We start from the raw sequence: 16,272 nt of genomic DNA on the forward strand, positions 1-16,272 counted from the left end.
AAACCCGGCGCTGAGCCGGGTTTTTACTGTCACTCGATATCGAGTTAGCGATGCTTGTACTTATTTTTATGCTTGTGTTTGTGGTTGCCGCCACCGGAATGCGAGCTGCCGCTGTCATTACCCAGGTTGCTGCCCACCGCGCCACCGGCTGCACCGCCCAGGCCCGCACCAATGGTCGAGCCGGTGGAGCCGCCCAGGCTATTGCCGATCACTGAGCCGCCCGCTGCGCCGATACCGCCGCCAACAGCCGCTTCTGTTCGACTGCCCTTGCGCGCACCGACCGCGCTACCTGCCGCACCGCCGACGCCGGCACCCACCGCGGCTCCTGTGCTGCCGCCTAGTTGACCGCCGACCACGTTACCCAACGCGCCGCCAAGACCACCGCCCACTGCAGCGGTGCCGTCGCCGGCAGCCATCGCACCCTGAGCAATCAAAAGTCCCAAAACCACCGTGGACAATGTCAAACGCATGATATGAACCTCTAATTTCCGCATCGGGGGAAGATCGTGCCGCGGATAGGCATCAGTCTGGCATCTGCGTCTGTTGAACAGCAAAGCAAATACCGACTGTACGAGATTTGAGCCGCACAATGGAAAAACGTTCCAAAATGAAAAAGCCCGGCATCGAGCCGGGCTTTTTAAGCGAATCATTTCAGAATCAATGGCGCTTTTTGGACAGATTGCTGCCCACGCCGCCGCCCAATGCACCACCCAGGCCGGCGCCGATGGTGGAACCTGTCTTGCCGCCCAGGCTGTTGCCGATCACCGAACCGCCCGCCGCGCCGACACCGCCGCCAATGGCCGCTTTGGTGCGGCTGCCTTTGCGGGCTGCAACAGCACTGCCGGCTGCGCCCGCTACGCCAGCACCAATCGCTGCACCTGTGCTGCCGCCCATTTTCTGGCCGATCACATTACCCAGTGCGCCACCCAGACCACCACCGAGCGCGGCAGTACCATCACCGGCAGCCATCGCACCTTGAGCAACCAAAAGGCCCAGAACCAGAGCAGGCAGTGTCAAACGCATAACGAGAACCTCAAAAAAGGGAAAACCGAAAGGCCGGAGATTGAATGCTTTAGAGGAGGCAAAGTCCAGACACAAACACGGAACAACCTCGTCATTGGCGACGGTTGGACAGCATTTATGGAAAAGGTTTTATGACAGGCAAAAAAAAGCCCGCTGGGGAGACGGGCCAGGGTACTGCTTTCTAACGGATGAGCTGAGCCTACGTAGGCAGGTGTGAAAAGTTTGTGAAAAAAACCACTAGTGCTCGCAATGTTGTAGGACACTTCCCCGTATTGCCTCCATGCATGCTTTTTTCCCCTTCAAAAACAAGAAACCCCGCTCAATGGCGGGGCTCGTACGAGTCACTGTTTACTTCCGGGAAGGCGCACCCAGCTTGGGCATGAATTTCGATTTCGGCCCCCGAGTTCGAGGTACCGTAGATTTGATTTTGTTGATTTTGATACGGTCTTCACCGAAGCTCGGCACATAGTCCGTCTGACCACACTGCACGCAATTATTGATCGGAAACTCTGCCCCGTCGTCTTCGATATACGGCTCAGCCATATCTTCGCTCCTCTCAAAACGGGTCGATACCGGCAAGCCCTATTTGCCTGAAAAATATCGACCACCCAGGATTTTGAGACTAGTCGGTCATTCCCGGACTTGTGATTCAGATTATTACGTGCCCGACGAATGGCCAGCGCGGCGTCCTACCTAAGCTTGACCGCCGTCCCGGTCACAAACACCACCACCATTCCACCCTTGCCGGCCGGCATGCTGATCTCATAATCGAGCCCTACCACTGCATCCGCTTGAAGCGCCCGCGCCCGCTCCTTGATCTCGTCGGTGGCCTGTATCCGCGCATCCTTCAATGCCCGCTCCAACGTTTGAGACCGCCCGCCGAAAAAATCCCGCATACCGGCGAACAGATCGCGGATCACGTTAACGCCCTGCACCGACTCAGCGCTGACGATGTCCAGGTAAGCGGTGATTTGCCGACCTTCGATGGTGTGGGTTGTGGTGGTGATCATGAGATTTCCTTCTTCATAGAGGCACGCATTATTCCCAAGTGTGGAGATGATGAAAACAAAAAGCCCAGCATCGGCTGGGCGTGGGAATTCGGGCAACACTAATCTTTAAGCGTTCTTCTCGGCGGCTGCATTCGCCTTTTTGATCGCCTCAGCCTTTTCGATAACAGCCCGTTGAGAAGCAATGGCTTTGCTGATCACAGAGTTATAAACATCCCGCTTCGTCTCAGCGGACGCCTTGGTGAAAAAGTCAGCCAAAGGGCTGGATACCCCACCTTTAGCTGCACTCATGATTATCTACTCCGGTTAATAGCTCTAAGAGCTCAAATTGATCATCGGTCACGGGAATGAGCGTCTTCAAAAAACACAGCCGTCCCGTCCGTATGTTTGATGATCAGATCCACAAAAAACTGCTCGTCGTAACATCCTCGCAACTCGATCACATTCCTTCTAGCAGCAAGGTACTGCGCAACAAAGGCTGCCACAGGAATGTTGCGCCCCTCTGTGATCGCGCGCGCCCTAATCGCCCGGGAGTCACCCATTCTCAGCACGTTTTTGTGTGTCACCAGCCCCCAAAAAAAATATTCAGGGCTGGTTTGAATGGGAGCCGCCATCAAGACGACCACTGCCGTAGCTGCTCATCACGTAGGAAATGTAAGTACCAATGTCGCTTGGGCCTTAGGAGGCAGGCTGGTTCGGTGGAAGGGTCAGGTAGACACCATTCTCACCCCACCCCTGCAAAGTCCCTTTAGCGTCGATGACATAGTATTCGCCGAAGGCGTTATCAGGGGTTTGCAAGCGCAACCCACCATCGGGAAGCTTTTGCCCGATGTAGCTCACGGTGTTTTTTCCTCCGGTAGGGAAGATCGAATCGATAAAGAATTTCCCATCACGCTGATAAAGCACCATCACATGGCCAAGAGTACCGTCGCGTAACCAACTGCCGATCCTGTCCGGATAGTCCTTCAGATCCAACGCTTTCAGCTGCTGATACTCCTGGACGCTGAGACCGTAGAGCGTGCTTTCGTAATCAGGAGTGAATTTAACCTGCGCCCAGTACGCCTTATCGCTTTGCCCTTCAACACGAAATCCGATAAAGGTCATTTCCGCATTAGATTTGCTATTGGCCTGAATAATTTTAGAAACCTCGGCTAGTTCCTCTTCGGTGAACCGTTGGTTCAGAAGAACTTTTACTCTCCGCGGCTGACCTTCACTAAATTCGTCCTCGGTGATCTTATACATAAGCTTTGTGGCGCTCTGCGCGACCGTCTCCACGGGTTGGTCCTTGCTTCCACTTGAGAAAATCGAAACTGCCACACCGATAATGATCGCCAGAATTACGAACCCGCCAATCTGTTGCAACCCAGTTACGCCGGGATTCGCAACACCGCAACTGGGGCAGGTCTTAGCTGAAGTAGAAACGCTGTGTTTGCAAGATTTGCAGGGTTTTAATGCCATTCGAACCGCTCCGCTCCATATCCATGAAAAAGCCGGCCATCGTAGCCGGTGTACTGCATCCACTTACCTAGGCAGCTTTTGACCAGGTCAGTCGTTGTCTTTTTTTGCATCGATGCTTGCGGCCTTCGCAAAGGCAGCAGCCATACGGAACAACACATCTCGATCTGGCTCGCTGATGCTCTGAAAAAAAACCAGAAAACTTGCCGCATCAGTACTAATCCAGTCGGCGCTCACAGGCTTATGTTCACCGGTCACCACGTACAAAATATCGACGCCGTTTTCAGCTATCGCTGCGAGACAGGTCGCATCTGGGCTTCGCTCGCCTTTTTCATAGTTGTACTGACTGTTCTTCGAGACACCGGCTTTCGCCGCAAACTCGGTCTGATTAAACCCTAAGCGCTCGCGTTCTTCTTTTAGGCGATCACCAATCCCCACAAACGTCTCCACGGTGAGTTGAAACACCCACAATCATGGGAAAAACTCCACCTATCATCACACGAAATCATACGAAACGAGACTATGCCGAACGCATACCCCACCGAGCAAGCATGCGAGAGGCTCGAGAGCGCCTCGCACATCAAGATCTGTCAGCGAAAGACTGGGCCGATCAGTATCACCTCAATGCGTCGACGGTGTACGCAGTGTTGAACGGACAGAAGAAATATCTACGGGGCGAGGCCCATCGCGCTGCCGTATTGCTCGGCATTAAACACGGCGTCGTCACAAACTAGGCCTGTTGGCTCAGGGAGCAAACCAGAAGATGAAACGCCCAGTTCTAGCCAACAGGAAATATAAGCGCCCCATAAACCCCACCTAGTGTATGGCCGTGGTATGAAGTCAGGTATCCGAGTCGGATACAGGCTCCACTTGAGTTCTTACCCCAAACAACCGGTCGGCTATCTGCCGACCTCGCTCCAGCCCTTCAGCCGTCAACCAAATCGATTTGTTCTTGTTCACCGGATTGCTGATGAAACCATGTTCATGCAATCGGCTCATGGTCTCGAAGTCGAACCCTTTCCAAGCATTGCCGTTATCAAAACTGAAGGTTGCCAACAGGGCAAGCACGGCTTCTTCAATCAGTTTATCGTCGTATTCCATGATCGTTGCTCCGCTCATTCTTTAAACTCACCGTAAACCCTACCAGCCATCAAGATGGACAGCGCGTTTAACTATGCAATACCGGCGAGCAGTTCCAGGGCAGTAAAGCTTCGTAATCCTCAACCGAAGAAGCCGTCGGCAGGCGCTCAAGTGCGTGGCGCAGCCACGCATAGGGCTCTTGGCCGTTGGCTTTAGCCGTCTCGACCAGGCTGTAAAGTTGAGCGCTGGCCATCGCACCTTTGGGCGTGTCGCTGAACAGCCAATTCTTGCGCTCGATCACGAAGGGCCTGATCGCGCGCTCGGCGGCGTTGTTGTCGATCGGCAAGTAACCGGCTTCAGTGTAGCGCACCAACTTGATCCAGTTGCTGGCCAGGTAGCTGATGGTTTTGCCCAGTGCATTTTGGGCAGTTACTTGTGGCTGGGTTTTCTCCAGCCATGTGTGCAATTGGGCCAACACCGGCAGGCTGTCTTGTTGTCGGCTTTCATGGCGATGTTCATCGCCGACTTCTTTTAAATCTCGCTCGATACCGTACAGCTAGTTGATCAGATTCAGGACGATATCCGCACGCCCGGTTTTGCCTTTGGGCTGCACCTTTTGCGCCTCGACAAACTTGCGTCTTGCATGTGTCCAACAGCGTCGCTACACCTCTCGGCTTATCCAATTGTGCCCGAAGCTTTTGCCACTGGTTGAAGCGATTCAAAAATACGTTCGTATTCCCATATCGCCATTTTCCAGACGCCAAAAACCACAAACCCCCGACTTTCTCTAGAAAAATCAGGGGTTTGTGTTTTCAAAATGTGGCGGTGAAGGAGAGATTCGAACTCTCGATACAATTTCTTGTATACACACTTTCCAGGCGTGCTCCTTAAGCCACTCGGACACTTCACCGTATCTCGTCAAACATGTTCTGTCTGTCGAGGCGCGCTAATGTAGTCGAAAGCTTTTCTGATGGCAAACTTTTTTTGCAGAATTTTCATGCGGTTAGCGATTTAGTCGTTCCGGCGAGTGCCGTGCCATGGCAAACCCGCCAATCTCCGGCTTCGCGCCCTCTTCTATATAGAGGGGAATGCGCGGCTGGCGTGGCCGGCAACGCTTGCCGGGCGAGGAAAAGGGTGACCGGGTGGTCAGTCACGGCGCTTTACCTGGCCTACGGCGGTGGGTAACGTCTGCCCTACTTTATTAGAAGGATTGGCGTCATGAGTGAGTTGATTTCTTACCATCTCGAAGACGGTATCGCGACCCTGACCTTGAGCAATGGCAAGGTCAATGCCATCTCGCCGGACGTGATTGTTGCGTTTAACGCTGCGCTGGATCGGGCGGTGGAAGATCGGGCGGTAGTGATCATTACCAGTCAGCCGGGGATTTTTTCGGGCGGTTACGACTTGAAGGTGATGACGGCCGGCCCTAACGAAGCCAGAGCGCTGGTGGCAGCCGGTTCGACATTGGCTCGTCGCCTGCTGTCGCACCCGTTCCCGGTGGTCGTGGCGTGCCCCGGGCATGCGGTGGCCAAGGGTGCGTTTATTCTGTTGTCGGCTGACTACCGCATTGGTGTCGATGGCCCGTTCAGCATTGGCCTGAACGAAGTGCAGATCGGTATGACCATGCACCACGCCGGTATCGAGCTGGCGCGTGATCGTCTGCGCAAGTCGGCGTTTCATCGTGCGGTGATCAATGCCGAGATGTTCAATCCGCAGAGTGCTGTGGATGCCGGCTTCCTTGATGTGGTGGTGTCGGCCGAAGAGCTGCAAGGCGCGGCACTGGCAGCGGCTCGTCAGTTGAAGAAGCTCAACATGATCGCCCACAAGAACACCAAGCTGAAAGTGCGCAAGGCGCTGCTGGAGACGCTGGACAACGCGATCATCCTGGATCAGGAGCATATGGGTTAAGCCCGAACGCGTTGCACCGAAAAGCCCGACCGTCGTGTCGGGCTTTTTCTTGCGTGTCTGGTTTAAAACCTTACAACCGCTCTAAACCGCCTCTGACCCATAAGTCGGAAACATGCGCTCAAACATCGGCTATCTCCCACTTCTATAGCGGCAATTGCCGAAAACAGTGCACATCCGTACACTGCGCCACCTTTTGTCCCGGTGGGCCCTTTAAATGCTGTTTGTGTTTCGTATGTTATTGATGGGCTTGCACTTTATTCTGGCCGGTATGCTTGGAGTGATCCTCGGTCTGTGCCGCCCGTTTAATCCGGACAACAGCCGTTTATGCGCGCGTCTGTATGCGTGGCCGGCGATGTGCATTTTGCGTTTGCGGGTGAAAGCGGACGTCGGGCCGTTGATGGATAAGCCTGACAGCTGCGTGATCATTGCTAACCACCAGTCCAACTACGACCTGTTTGTGTTCGGCAACGTGGTGCCCCGCCGCACCGTATGCATTGGCAAGAAGAGCCTGAAGTGGGTGCCGCTGTTCGGGCAGTTGTTCTGGCTGGCCGGTAATGTGTTGATTGACCGCGGCAACGCGCACAAGGCACGCCAGTCGATGCTGACCACTACGCGCACCTTGCAGCATGAAGACACCTCGATCTGGGTCTTCCCGGAAGGCACCCGTAACCTCGGTGAAGAGCTGCTGCCGTTCAAGAAAGGCGCGTTCCAGATGGCGATTGCCGCGGGCGTGCCGATCGTGCCGGTGTGTGTCAGCAGTTACGTCAAACACATGCGTTTGAACCGCTGGCGCAGTGGGAAGATTCTGATCCGTTCGCTGCCGGCGATTCCGACGGTTGGATTGAGCCTGGATGACATGCCGATGCTGATTGCCCAGTGCCGCGAACAGATGCGCGAGTGCATCGACTCAATGGATCGGCAACTGCAAGTTGCCTGAATGAAACCCGCCCTGTGCGGGTTTTCTTTTGCCTGCGAACTCTACAGATTTTGCTGACTCTCAAGCAGCAGACAAGGTTAAGCTGAATCCTGACTGGCACCGCCAGTCTTTACCAATAGAAAGCGGCTAACAAGAAGTGAATCACCATCATGGGTAGAGTCGTTGCTGCTGCGGTTTACAGCGCCGGTAAGAAGGTCACCAATATCACCCTCGACGAAGGCGCTGCCTGGGCTGCCAAGCCTGGCCACTTTGTGTGGATTGGCCTCGAAGAACCGAACGCCCAGGAGCTGTTCAACCTGCAACGCCAGTTCAATCTGCACGAACTGGCCATCGAAGATGCCCTGGAAAAACACAGCCGACCGAAGCTGGAGACGTTCGGCGACGCACTGTTCATCGTCACGTATTCGCCTATCCGCAATGAAGGCAAACTGCAGTTCATCGAGACTCATATCTTCGCCGGCAAGGGTTACATCATTACCGCACGCAATGGTCATTCGGCGTCCTACGCGTACGTCCGACAGCGCTGTGAGGCGCGGCCGCTGTTGTTGGAGCATGGGGAAGATTTCGTACTCTATGCCATCCTCGACTTCGTGATTGAAAACTACCAGCCGATGGGCGAAGCGATCCATGCCGAGATCGATGAGCTGGAACAAAACGTTATGTGCGGTTCCCTGAACGAGCGCGATATCCAGAAACTCCACAGCCTGCGTCGCGATGTATTGCGCTTGCGCCGGTATGCGGCACCGATGGTGGAGATTGGTGAGGAACTGCAAAAGCTGAGCTTTCCGTTCATCGACAAGAACATGCGCCCGTATTTCCGCGATGTGCAGATTCATGTCACGCGGCAGATGGAAGACCTGACGACCCTGGCGGACATTGCCAGCCAGACCATCGAGGTCGGGGTGTTGCTGGAGGCGTCACGGCAAAGCGTGGTGCAGCGCAAGTTTGCGGCATGGGCGGCGATTCTGGCGTTCCCGACGGCGGTCGCCGGGATCTACGGGATGAACTTCCAGAACATGCCGGAGTTGAGTTGGCATTACGGGTATTTCGGGGTATTGGGGTTTATTGCGGTGGGGTGTATCAGTTTGTGGGCGAGTTTCAAAAAATCTGGGTGGTTGTAGTCGGGACCGAGGCGTCTGCGAAATTCGCGGGCAAGCCTCGCTCCTACAGGTTTTGTTTCGTGCCCAAATCACGCGGCAATCGCTGTACCTGTAGGAGCGAGCGGTGCAGCGATCCGACTTGCCCGCGAAGCTTTTAAGGCTTAACCGACTCACCCTCAGGCTTGTGCGCCACAAACCGCATCATCCACTCTGCGACGGTAGTACCGTGATGCTCGTGTTCAAGACTCGCCATACCTTTCGAATAAATCTGCTCGCCCAGCGCTTCCTGACGAATATCCAGCAACGCCCGTGAGTAATCGTGAATGAACTCCGGATGCCCCTGGAAGCACAGCACTTGATCGTTAATGTGGTACGCGGCGAACGGGCAGAAATCGCTCGAAGCGATGACCGTAGCGTTTTCCGGCAACGCGGTGACCTGGTCCTGATGGCTGATCAACAAGGTCAGTTCTTCCCTCACCGGGCTCATCCACGGCGCCTTGGCGGCGAGTTTGTACTTGTGGGTGCCGACGCCCCAGCCTTGGGTCGCACGCTCGCTCTTGCCACCCAACAGCAGCGCCAGCAGTTGATGGCCGAAGCACACGCCCAGCAGTTTGTCGCCGCGCTCATAACGTTTCAGCAGATACGTCTTGAGGGTTTGAATCCACGGGTCGGTGCCGAAGGAATCGGCCTTGCTGCCGGTGACCAGATACGCATCGAAGGTCAGGTCATCGCTGGGATAATCGCCCTGCATCACGTTGTACACGGTGAACTCGGCAGCGATGGGTTGCTGCGAAAACAGACGCTGGAACATCTGCCCATAACCCTGATATTGATCGACCAGTTCCGGACGCAGGATGTCGGTTTCCAGAATGCAGATGCGTAACGACATAAAAAATACCTGACACGTGATGGGAATAATGCACACCCCAGAGCCTGCCTTGAAACACGGTGGCAAGGCAAGCCCCGGAACGCGTCATCGGTCCCTTGGAACGTCCCTTAGAACAACGCGTTTTTGGCGGCTTTCTCCAGCAGCAGCGCAGGCGGTGTGAAGCGCTCGCCGTACTGCTCGGCCAGGTACTGGGCGCGGGCGACAAAGTCTTTGACGCCGTACTGGTTGATGAACTGCAACGCACCGCCGGTCCAGGCTGCGAAGCCGATGCCGAAGATCGAGCCGACGTTGGCATCCGCCGTCGAGGTCAGCACGCCCTCCTCCATACAACGCACGGTTTCGATGGCTTGTACGAACAGCAGTCGATCACGTATGTCCTGCGGCGAAATCTGCCCATCGGCTTTCTCGAAACGGCTTTTCAGCTCTGGCCACAAATGCTTCTGCCCTGTGGCCGGGTAATCGTAGAAACCACCTCCAGCGGCCTTGCCCGGACGCTTGAACTCCTTGAGCAATAAGTCAATCACGGCGAATGCCGGGTGCTCAATCAGGTTTTTCCCTTCTGCTCGCAGGTCTTTGGCGGTTTGCTCGCGGATATGGCTCATGAGGCTGAGGGAAACTTCGTCGGAGATCGCCAGAGGCCCGACGGGCATACCGGCCTTGCGCGCTTCGGTCTCGATCATCGGCGCGCTCACGCCTTCGCCAAGCATGGCAATACCTTCGTTGGTGAAGGTACCGAACACCCGCGAGGTAAAGAAGCCGCGACTGTCGTTGACCACAATCGGCGTTTTCTTGATTTGCAGGACGAAATCGAAACCACGCGCCAGGGTTTCGTCGCTGGTATGGGCGCCTTTGATGATTTCCACCAGCGGCATTTTCTCCACGGGACTGAAGAAATGCAGGCCGATGAATTTCGTCTGGTCCGGCACGGCGGTGGCCAGGCCGCTGATCGGCAAAGTCGAGGTGTTGGAGGCGATGACCGCATCCGGGCCGACGACTGCTTGCGCCGCCGATGAGACCTTGGCTTTCAGTTCGCGATCTTCGAACACCGCTTCAATGATCAAATCGCAACCGGCCAGATCCGCATCGTTTTCGGTGGCATGGATTCTCGCCAAAATATCCTCGCGCTGCTCCCGGGTTAACTGACCACGCGCAACCTTCTTGTCCAGCAACGTCGCCGAGTGGGCCTTGCCCTTCTCTGCCGCGGCGAGATTGATGTCTTTGAGCACCACGTCGATGCCGGCTGATGCGCTGACAAACGCGATGCCCGCGCCCATCATCCCGGCGCCGAGCACGCCGACTTTCTTCGTTACGTAAGGCGCTATGCCTTGGGGCCGAGAGCCGCCGGCATTGATCTCATTGAGCTGAAACCAGAACGTGCCGATGAGGTTTTTCGCCACCTGGCCGGTGGTCAGTTCGGTGAAGTAGCGGGTTTCGATCAGATGCGCGGTGTCGAAATCCACCTGGGCGCCTTCCACCGCAGCACAGAGGATTTTCTCCGGCGCGGGCAGGCAGCCCTGGGTTTTGCTGCGCAGAATCGATGGCGTGATAGCAAGCATCGGCGCGAGCTTCGAATCCGACGGCGTGCCGCCAGGGATCTGGTAACCCTTCACGTCCCAGCGCTGCACAGCGACCGGGTGAGCAACAATCCACGCCCGTGCCTTGGCCATCAGCTCATCGCGATCGGCTGCCAACTCGTCGATCAAACGCGCCTGTAACGCCTGTTGCGGCCGGATTTTCTTGCCTTCAAGCAGATACGGCAGGGCTTTTTCAATGCCCAGCATACGGACCATGCGCACTACCCCGCCGCCGCCCGGCAACAGGCCAAGGGTGACTTCCGGCAACCCCAGCAGCACCGACGGATTGTCCAGCGCGACGCGGTGATGACAGGCCAGACAGATTTCCCAACCGCCACCGAGCGCCGCGCCGTTGATCGCGGCGACCACTGGTTTACCGAGGGTTTCCAGGGTGCGCAGTTGGCCCTTGAGGGTCAACACCATGTCGTAAAAGGCTTTGGCTTCGGGTTTGCCGACCTTGATCAGTTCATTGAGGTCGCCGCCGGCGAAGAAGGTCTTCTTGGCCGAGGTGATGATCACGCCGGCAATGGCGTCCTTGTCGGCGACCAGTCGGGCGACGCAGGTGGCCATGGCGTCGCGGTAGACCGCGTTCATGGTGTTGGCACTCTGGCCCGGCATGTCGATGGTCAGAACGACAATCTGGTCCTGACCCTTTTCGTAACGGATGGCTTCGGTCATGGCAATTTTCCTTTAAGTCAGGGCTCAGAGGCGTTCGATGATGGTGGCAATGCCCATGCCGCCGCCGACACACAATGTCGCCAGGCCATAGCGCAGGCGCCGGGCTTCCAGTTCATCGAGCAGCGTGCCGAGAATCGCGCAGCCGGTGGCGCCGAGCGGGTGGCCCATGGCGATGGAGCCGCCGTTGACGTTGACCTTGTCGGGGTCGATGGCCATGTCTTTGATGAACTTGAGCACCACCGAGGCGAACGCTTCGTTGACTTCGAACAGGTCAATGTCTTCGACCCGTAGCCCGGCCTTGGCCAGCGCCTTGCGGGTCGCCGGCGCGGGGCCGGTGAGCATGATGGTCGGGTCAGTGCTGGTGACCGCCGTGGCGACGATTCGCGCCCGTGGCTGCAAGCCCAGCGCCCGCCCCTTGGCTTCGGAGCCGATCAGCATCAGCACCGCGCCATCGACGATCCCGGAGCTGTTGCCCGGCGTATGAACGTGGTTGATCCGCTCGATCTGGCTGTAAACCCGCAGGGCCGTGGCGTCGAAGCCCATTTGCCCGATCATTTCGAAGCTCGGCTTGAGCTTGCCCAGGCCTTCCATCGTCGATTCGGCGCGAATGAACTCATCGTGATCGAGCAGGATGATGCCGTTCTGGTCCTGCACCGGCACCAGCGACTTGTCGAACGAACCGTTCGCCCGCGCCCGCGCCGCCTTCTGCTGGGAGTGCAACGCGAAGGCATCGACGTCCTGACGGCTGAACCCTTCAATCGTGGCGATCAGGTCGGCACCCACGCCCTGGGGCGTGAAGTGGTTGTGCAAGTTGGTTTCCGGGTCCAGCGCCCAGGCCCCGCCATCGCTGCCCATCGGCACGCGGGACATCGACTCGACACCACCGACCACCACCAGGTCTTCGAAACCGGAACGTACTTTCATTGCGCCGAGGTTCACCGCTTCCAGGCCCGACGCGCAGAAGCGATTGAGCTGCATGCCGGCCACGCTGACGTCCCAATCGGCCACCTGCGTGGCGGTCTTGGCGATGTCGGAGCCCTGATCGCCGATGGGCGTCACGCAGCCGAGCACCACGTCATCGACCTGACTGGTGTCCAGGGACGTGCGCTGCTGCAGCGCCGTCAGCAGCCCGGCCACCAGGTTCACTGGCTTGACGCTGTGCAAGGCGCCATTGGCCTTGCCTTTGCCGCGGGGCGTGCGTAACGCGTCGAATATCAAAGCTTGGGTCATGACGTCCTCGAACCTGACGGTGAATGAAGATCAAAAGATCAAAAGATCGCAGCCTTCGGCGGCTCCTACAGGAGACCGTGTGACCCTGATCTTTATGCACTCACCTTATGCCGAGCAGCCGTGGATTCAATGACCACAGTGCTCATTGGCGTTGACGGTCACGCTCAGACGAACGGTAGTCTGCTATCGGATAAACCGATTCAAGTCACCAAGCTGTCTAGCAAACGGGCGCCCAAGAAGCTGGCCATAAGCCTCATGCCTTTTTAAAAGCGATGAGTGCTCAGCACATACGAAATGGATCTAAGCCAATCGTGACGCGGGCCCTAAGGTAAACCTGTACGAAGTTGTCGTCGGGTTTTGCCGAGGCACTCGTCCTACAAGGAAGTGCAGCGCTCTGCCGTCATGGAGATAGGCAGGCAGGCATCAGGAAATAACAAAAAAGGCGGTCAAGCCATGTTCAAGCATTCGAAAGTTCGTCAAGCCGGGCTCATTCTATTCGCCACTACACTGTTGTTGATTTTGCCGAACCTGACCAAGGTGATTGGCTGATCGAACATCAGGGTTTTCATTTCGCCAGATAAAAATGTGATTGGCTCGCTACCCGGGTCAGCGTGGCTGTGCCAACCTTTGCGGCACTTCAACGACATGGACGGCGATCACTTGAAAACGCTCATTCTATTCGGGGCCTTGCTGCTCAGCATGCCTCTAGCTGCCGCACAGCTGAATCTTGAGCTGGGCGCGAGTTCTCGCACCTGGCAGACCGAGCAATTGCTCAAGCATCCTCAGGTTCAGACCATCACGATCACCAACGACGTTTCCTACAAACGGGACATGAGCTATCGCGCCGTGCCGTTGGCGGCGTTGTTGACGGGCATCAAGCCTGAGGATCATCTGCAAGCCGTTGCCCTGGACGGTTTTGCCGCCGAACTGGCTGCCGCGCCATTGCTCAATACCCAAGGGGCGCGGGCTTGGCTGGCGATTGAAGACCCGGCCAAGCCGTGGCCGCCGTTGTCAGAGGGCAAGCACAGTGCGGGGCCGTTTTATCTGGTCTGGACCGATCCACAAGCGGGCAATATCAGCCCCGAGCAATGGCCGTTCGAAGTGGCGAGCATCAAGCGCATGGCCCCGGTGGCCGAGCGCTTCCCTGCCCTGCTGCCCGACCCTGCGCTGAAGGCGGACGATCCGGTGAACAAGGGCTTTGCGCTGTTTCAGAAGAACTGCCTGGCGTGTCATCGACTCAATGGCGCGGGGGATGCGCAGTTCGGGCCGGACCTGAATATTCCGTTCAATCCGACCGAGTATTTCGGCGCGGATTTCCTCAAGCGTTACATTCGTGATCCGCAGAGCTTGCGTCAGTGGCCGCAGGCGAAGATGCCGGCGTTCGCGACGAACGTGTTGCCGGAGGGGGATCTGGAATTGTTGGTGGGGTATTTGAAGCACATGGCGGGGCGCAAGGTGTCTTCGGCCAAGTAATACCCTGTGGCTACCCTGTGGCGAGGGGGCTTGCCCCCGTTCGGCTGCGCAGCAGACGCAAATCGCCTGACGCGATACATCTGACGAATCGAGGAGGCAGGTTTCAGGGCCGCTTCGCGACCCAACGGGGACAAGCCCCCTCGCCACAATGAATCGCTGCTACTGCTGTTGCACTGAGATCACCGGCGCTGGCGTCGGTGACACAAACACCTTCGCATGCATCTGCTCACCCCCACCGCCACGGCGCATGCCGCGCACCGGGCAGGCGTCGAGGTAATCCAGGCCCACAGCCAGTTTCAGGTGACGCTCCGGGCGGGCCAGTTCGTTGGTCACATCGAAGCTGTACCAGGCGTCATCCAGCCAGGCTTCAGCCCAGGCGTGACTGGCCAGGTGTTCGCTGTTCTCGCTGTACAAATACCCCGACACATAACGCGAGGGAATGCCCAGGCTGCGGGCGCAGGCGAGAAACGCATGGGTGTGGTCCTGGCAGACCCCGGAACGCCCGGCGAAAGCCTGGGCGGCACTGGTGTCTACTTCAGTGGAACCCGGCGTATAAGTCATGTGCTGGTTCAGGCCATGCATCAAATCGATCAGCGCCGTACGATCCCGGCGCTGCTTGCACGCCTTCTCGGCGAACGCACGCAGCGCTTCGTCGGCTTCGGTCAGGCGCGTGAAGCGCAGGAACGGCAGCGCCGACTGGCTTTCATGCTCGGCTTCGCGCAGCTCGTCGATATCTACCTGCCCACGGGCGCCGATAATGATTGCCTCGTGGGGTTCGTCCAGCGTCAGCACATGCAGAATGTTGCCGAACGGATCGAGTTGCGCACGCACCGGGCGTGGCAAATCGAGCTGCCAGCTGAGCACATGTTGGCGTTCGCTGTCGTGGGGAGTCAGTCGCAGGTACTGGATGCTCGCCCGCACCTGATCTTCATAGTGATAGGTGGTCTCGTGGCTAATGGAAAGTCTCATGCAGCCTCCAGATAGGAACTGTGTATGGCGTTGCCCAACTGGCGCACCAGCGGGATGAACTCGGTCAGCCAGGCGTGCAGGCCTTCGTCGAGAATTTCGTTGATACCGGTGTAGCGCAGGCGTGCGTCCATCTCTGCCGCCAAACGCTGGGCAGGACGGCCATTGGCCCCCGGCAGGCTGGCGAGGATCTGGTCGATTTCTTCGGTGCAGGCCCGCAGGGAGCGCGGCACGTCGGCGCGCAGCAGCAACAGTTCGGCCACATGCCGGGCGCCAGGGGCGTCGCGATAGATCTCGGTATAGGCCTCGAACGACGACAAGGCCCGCAGCAAGGCACTCCACTGGTAGTAGGCGTGGGCCGTGCCGTCGCGGACCGCTTCGGCCTGATCGCCAGCCATTTCGTAACGGGCGTCGAGCAGGCGCAAGGTGTTGTCAGCTCTTTCGATAAAGGTGCCCAGACGAATGAACCGGAACGCGTCATTACGCATGATGGTCCCGTAGGACGCACCACGGAACAGGTGGGAACGTTCCTTGATCCACTCACAGAAACGGCTCATGCCGTAGCGACTCAAGCCCTGCTCGGCGATTCCGCGAATTTCCAGCCAGGTGGCGTTGATGTTTTCCCACATGTCGGCGGTGATTCGCCCACGCACCGCATGGGCGCTGGCTCGCGCGGCACCGAGGCAGCTGTAGATGCTCGCCGGGTTGGCCGCATCCAGGGCGAAAAAATGCAGCAGCCGCTCGGCATGCAGATTGCCGTGACGCTCCAGGTAATCGTCCAGAGTGCCGGTGATCAGCAACGGCATGGCGAGTTCGTGCAAGCCATCGCCACGACCGTCCTGAGGCATCAGTGACAGCGAATAACTGATGTCGAGCATCCGTGCGAGGTTTTCCGCCCGTTCCAGGTAACGCGACATCCAATACAGATCCGAGGCAGTTCTACTTAACATGG

Annotated in this window: 18 protein-coding genes, 1 tRNA gene and 2 pseudogenes; 5 read left to right on the forward strand and 16 right to left on the reverse strand. The window is 57.4% G+C overall.

Annotation, left to right across the window (positions count from 1 at the left end):
• Nucleotides 1–44 precede the first annotated feature (44 nt).
• The 8 genes from PMI30_RS27255 to PMI30_RS27220 form a co-directional block, all read right to left on the reverse strand.
• The gene (locus PMI30_RS27255) at nucleotides 45–470 is read right to left on the reverse strand and encodes a hypothetical protein (RefSeq protein ID WP_007902137.1); all 426 of its coding nucleotides are present in this window, start codon (nucleotides 468–470) and stop codon (nucleotides 45–47) included.
• Nucleotides 471–657: 187 nt separating this feature from the next.
• Nucleotides 658–1,023, reverse strand: a complete 366-nt coding sequence (locus PMI30_RS27250) for a glycine zipper domain-containing protein (protein WP_008005590.1) — start codon at nucleotides 1,021–1,023, stop codon at nucleotides 658–660.
• A gap of 348 nt (nucleotides 1,024–1,371) precedes the next feature.
• Nucleotides 1,372–1,566, reverse strand: coding sequence for a hypothetical protein (locus PMI30_RS27245; protein WP_007902142.1), 195 nt, complete (start codon nucleotides 1,564–1,566; stop codon nucleotides 1,372–1,374).
• A 146-nt stretch (nucleotides 1,567–1,712) separates the two neighbouring features.
• On the reverse strand, nucleotides 1,713–2,033 hold the full coding sequence (locus PMI30_RS27240; protein WP_007902143.1) for a YbjQ family protein: 321 nt from the start codon (nucleotides 2,031–2,033) through the stop codon (nucleotides 1,713–1,715).
• Nucleotides 2,034–2,138: 105 nt separating this feature from the next.
• On the reverse strand, nucleotides 2,139–2,321 hold the full coding sequence (locus PMI30_RS27235; protein WP_008005593.1) for a hypothetical protein: 183 nt from the start codon (nucleotides 2,319–2,321) through the stop codon (nucleotides 2,139–2,141).
• 41 nt (nucleotides 2,322–2,362) lie between these two features.
• Complete coding sequence (locus tag PMI30_RS27230; RefSeq protein WP_008005596.1) at nucleotides 2,363–2,644, reverse strand: hypothetical protein; 282 nt, start codon at nucleotides 2,642–2,644, stop codon at nucleotides 2,363–2,365.
• 64 nt (nucleotides 2,645–2,708) lie between these two features.
• Complete coding sequence (locus PMI30_RS27225; RefSeq protein ID WP_008005598.1) at nucleotides 2,709–3,488, reverse strand: hypothetical protein; 780 nt, start codon at nucleotides 3,486–3,488, stop codon at nucleotides 2,709–2,711.
• An 87-nt stretch (nucleotides 3,489–3,575) separates the two neighbouring features.
• Entirely contained in the window at nucleotides 3,576–3,923 is a 348-nt protein-coding gene (locus tag PMI30_RS27220; protein WP_008005600.1) for a helix-turn-helix domain-containing protein, read from the reverse strand.
• Between the two features lie 84 nt (nucleotides 3,924–4,007).
• On the opposite strand from PMI30_RS27220, the pseudogene PMI30_RS27215 reads away from it, so the two are divergent.
• Nucleotides 4,008–4,219 (forward strand): annotated as a pseudogene (locus tag PMI30_RS27215) (DNA-binding protein).
• Nucleotides 4,220–4,325: 106 nt separating this feature from the next.
• Here the strand turns inward: PMI30_RS27215 and PMI30_RS27210 are convergent.
• From PMI30_RS27210 to PMI30_RS27205, 3 genes and pseudogenes are all read right to left on the reverse strand, one after another.
• Nucleotides 4,326–4,586: a DUF6429 family protein gene (locus tag PMI30_RS27210; protein ID WP_008005604.1), complete on the reverse strand. Its 261-nt coding sequence runs from the start codon at nucleotides 4,584–4,586 to the stop codon at nucleotides 4,326–4,328.
• Nucleotides 4,587–4,653: 67 nt separating this feature from the next.
• Nucleotides 4,654–5,220 (reverse strand): annotated as a pseudogene (gene tnpC / locus PMI30_RS0129370) (IS66 family transposase); the annotation flags it as partial.
• 165 nt (nucleotides 5,221–5,385) lie between these two features.
• Nucleotides 5,386–5,475: transfer RNA gene (locus PMI30_RS27205), tRNA-Ser, on the reverse strand.
• Between the two features lie 308 nt (nucleotides 5,476–5,783).
• Between PMI30_RS27205 and PMI30_RS27200 the strand changes: the two genes are divergently transcribed.
• From PMI30_RS27200 to PMI30_RS27190, 3 genes are all read left to right on the forward strand, one after another.
• Entirely contained in the window at nucleotides 5,784–6,473 is a 690-nt protein-coding gene (locus tag PMI30_RS27200) for a crotonase/enoyl-CoA hydratase family protein (RefSeq protein ID WP_008005608.1), read from the forward strand.
• Nucleotides 6,474–6,687: 214 nt separating this feature from the next.
• A complete protein-coding gene (locus PMI30_RS27195) occupies nucleotides 6,688–7,410 on the forward strand; it encodes a lysophospholipid acyltransferase family protein (RefSeq protein ID WP_008005611.1) in 723 nt (240 codons plus the stop codon).
• Nucleotides 7,411–7,559: 149 nt separating this feature from the next.
• Complete coding sequence (locus PMI30_RS27190; protein ID WP_008005613.1) at nucleotides 7,560–8,531, forward strand: magnesium and cobalt transport protein CorA; 972 nt, start codon at nucleotides 7,560–7,562, stop codon at nucleotides 8,529–8,531.
• A 133-nt stretch (nucleotides 8,532–8,664) separates the two neighbouring features.
• Here PMI30_RS27190 and PMI30_RS27185 read toward each other — a convergent pair whose 3' ends face one another.
• The 3 genes from PMI30_RS27185 to PMI30_RS27175 all read right to left on the reverse strand — a co-directional run bounded on the left by PMI30_RS27185 (nucleotide 8,665) and on the right by PMI30_RS27175 (nucleotide 12,881).
• The gene (locus PMI30_RS27185; RefSeq protein WP_007902162.1) at nucleotides 8,665–9,399 is read right to left on the reverse strand and encodes an amidotransferase; all 735 of its coding nucleotides are present in this window, start codon (nucleotides 9,397–9,399) and stop codon (nucleotides 8,665–8,667) included.
• 107 nt (nucleotides 9,400–9,506) lie between these two features.
• The gene (locus PMI30_RS27180; protein ID WP_008005615.1) at nucleotides 9,507–11,651 is read right to left on the reverse strand and encodes a 3-hydroxyacyl-CoA dehydrogenase NAD-binding domain-containing protein; all 2,145 of its coding nucleotides are present in this window, start codon (nucleotides 11,649–11,651) and stop codon (nucleotides 9,507–9,509) included.
• 24 nt (nucleotides 11,652–11,675) lie between these two features.
• Nucleotides 11,676–12,881: an acetyl-CoA C-acetyltransferase gene (locus PMI30_RS27175; protein WP_008005617.1), complete on the reverse strand. Its 1,206-nt coding sequence runs from the start codon at nucleotides 12,879–12,881 to the stop codon at nucleotides 11,676–11,678.
• A gap of 645 nt (nucleotides 12,882–13,526) precedes the next feature.
• Between PMI30_RS27175 and PMI30_RS27170 the strand changes: the two genes are divergently transcribed.
• Nucleotides 13,527–14,354, forward strand: a complete 828-nt coding sequence (locus tag PMI30_RS27170; protein ID WP_008005622.1) for a c-type cytochrome — start codon at nucleotides 13,527–13,529, stop codon at nucleotides 14,352–14,354.
• Between the two features lie 159 nt (nucleotides 14,355–14,513).
• Here PMI30_RS27170 and PMI30_RS27165 read toward each other — a convergent pair whose 3' ends face one another.
• Both PMI30_RS27165 and PMI30_RS27160 read right to left on the reverse strand, forming a co-directional pair.
• Complete coding sequence (locus PMI30_RS27165) at nucleotides 14,514–15,323, reverse strand: transglutaminase family protein (RefSeq protein ID WP_008005629.1); 810 nt, start codon at nucleotides 15,321–15,323, stop codon at nucleotides 14,514–14,516.
• Nucleotides 15,320–16,270, reverse strand: a complete 951-nt coding sequence (locus PMI30_RS27160) for an alpha-E domain-containing protein (protein ID WP_008005631.1) — start codon at nucleotides 16,268–16,270, stop codon at nucleotides 15,320–15,322. The genes PMI30_RS27165 and PMI30_RS27160 overlap by 4 nt, the downstream gene beginning before the upstream one ends.
• Nucleotides 16,271–16,272: the final 2 nt, after the last annotated feature.

Source organism: Pseudomonas sp. GM50, from assembly GCF_000282375.1.
GTDB lineage: Bacteria > Pseudomonadota > Gammaproteobacteria > Pseudomonadales > Pseudomonadaceae > Aquipseudomonas.

Excerpts from the sequence above, each read along its gene's own strand:
- PMI30_RS27235 (WP_008005593.1), bottom strand. The coding sequence starts at position 2,321 with ATGAGTGCAGCTAAAGGTGGGGTATCCAGCCCTTTGGCTGACTTTTTC.
- PMI30_RS27190 (WP_008005613.1), top strand. The coding sequence starts at position 7,560 with ATGGGTAGAGTCGTTGCTGCTGCGGTTTACAGCGCCGGTAAGAAGGTC.
- PMI30_RS27200 (WP_008005608.1), top strand. The coding sequence starts at position 5,784 with ATGAGTGAGTTGATTTCTTACCATCTCGAAGACGGTATCGCGACCCTG.
- PMI30_RS27245 (WP_007902142.1), bottom strand. The coding sequence starts at position 1,566 with ATGGCTGAGCCGTATATCGAAGACGACGGGGCAGAGTTTCCGATCAAT.
- PMI30_RS27180 (WP_008005615.1), bottom strand. The coding sequence starts at position 11,651 with ATGACCGAAGCCATCCGTTACGAAAAGGGTCAGGACCAGATTGTCGTT.
- PMI30_RS27255 (WP_007902137.1), bottom strand. The coding sequence starts at position 470 with ATGCGTTTGACATTGTCCACGGTGGTTTTGGGACTTTTGATTGCTCAG.
- PMI30_RS27185 (WP_007902162.1), bottom strand. The coding sequence starts at position 9,399 with ATGTCGTTACGCATCTGCATTCTGGAAACCGACATCCTGCGTCCGGAA.
- PMI30_RS27160 (WP_008005631.1), bottom strand. The coding sequence starts at position 16,270 with ATGTTAAGTAGAACTGCCTCGGATCTGTATTGGATGTCGCGTTACCTG.
- PMI30_RS27195 (WP_008005611.1), top strand. The coding sequence starts at position 6,688 with ATGCTGTTTGTGTTTCGTATGTTATTGATGGGCTTGCACTTTATTCTG.
- PMI30_RS27165 (WP_008005629.1), bottom strand. The coding sequence starts at position 15,323 with ATGAGACTTTCCATTAGCCACGAGACCACCTATCACTATGAAGATCAG.
- PMI30_RS27210 (WP_008005604.1), bottom strand. The coding sequence starts at position 4,586 with ATGGAATACGACGATAAACTGATTGAAGAAGCCGTGCTTGCCCTGTTG.
- PMI30_RS27240 (WP_007902143.1), bottom strand. The coding sequence starts at position 2,033 with ATGATCACCACCACAACCCACACCATCGAAGGTCGGCAAATCACCGCT.
- PMI30_RS27225 (WP_008005598.1), bottom strand. The coding sequence starts at position 3,488 with ATGGCATTAAAACCCTGCAAATCTTGCAAACACAGCGTTTCTACTTCA.
- PMI30_RS27250 (WP_008005590.1), bottom strand. The coding sequence starts at position 1,023 with ATGCGTTTGACACTGCCTGCTCTGGTTCTGGGCCTTTTGGTTGCTCAA.
- PMI30_RS27175 (WP_008005617.1), bottom strand. The coding sequence starts at position 12,881 with ATGACCCAAGCTTTGATATTCGACGCGTTACGCACGCCCCGCGGCAAA.
- PMI30_RS27230 (WP_008005596.1), bottom strand. The coding sequence starts at position 2,644 with ATGGCGGCTCCCATTCAAACCAGCCCTGAATATTTTTTTTGGGGGCTG.
- PMI30_RS27170 (WP_008005622.1), top strand. The coding sequence starts at position 13,527 with ATGGACGGCGATCACTTGAAAACGCTCATTCTATTCGGGGCCTTGCTG.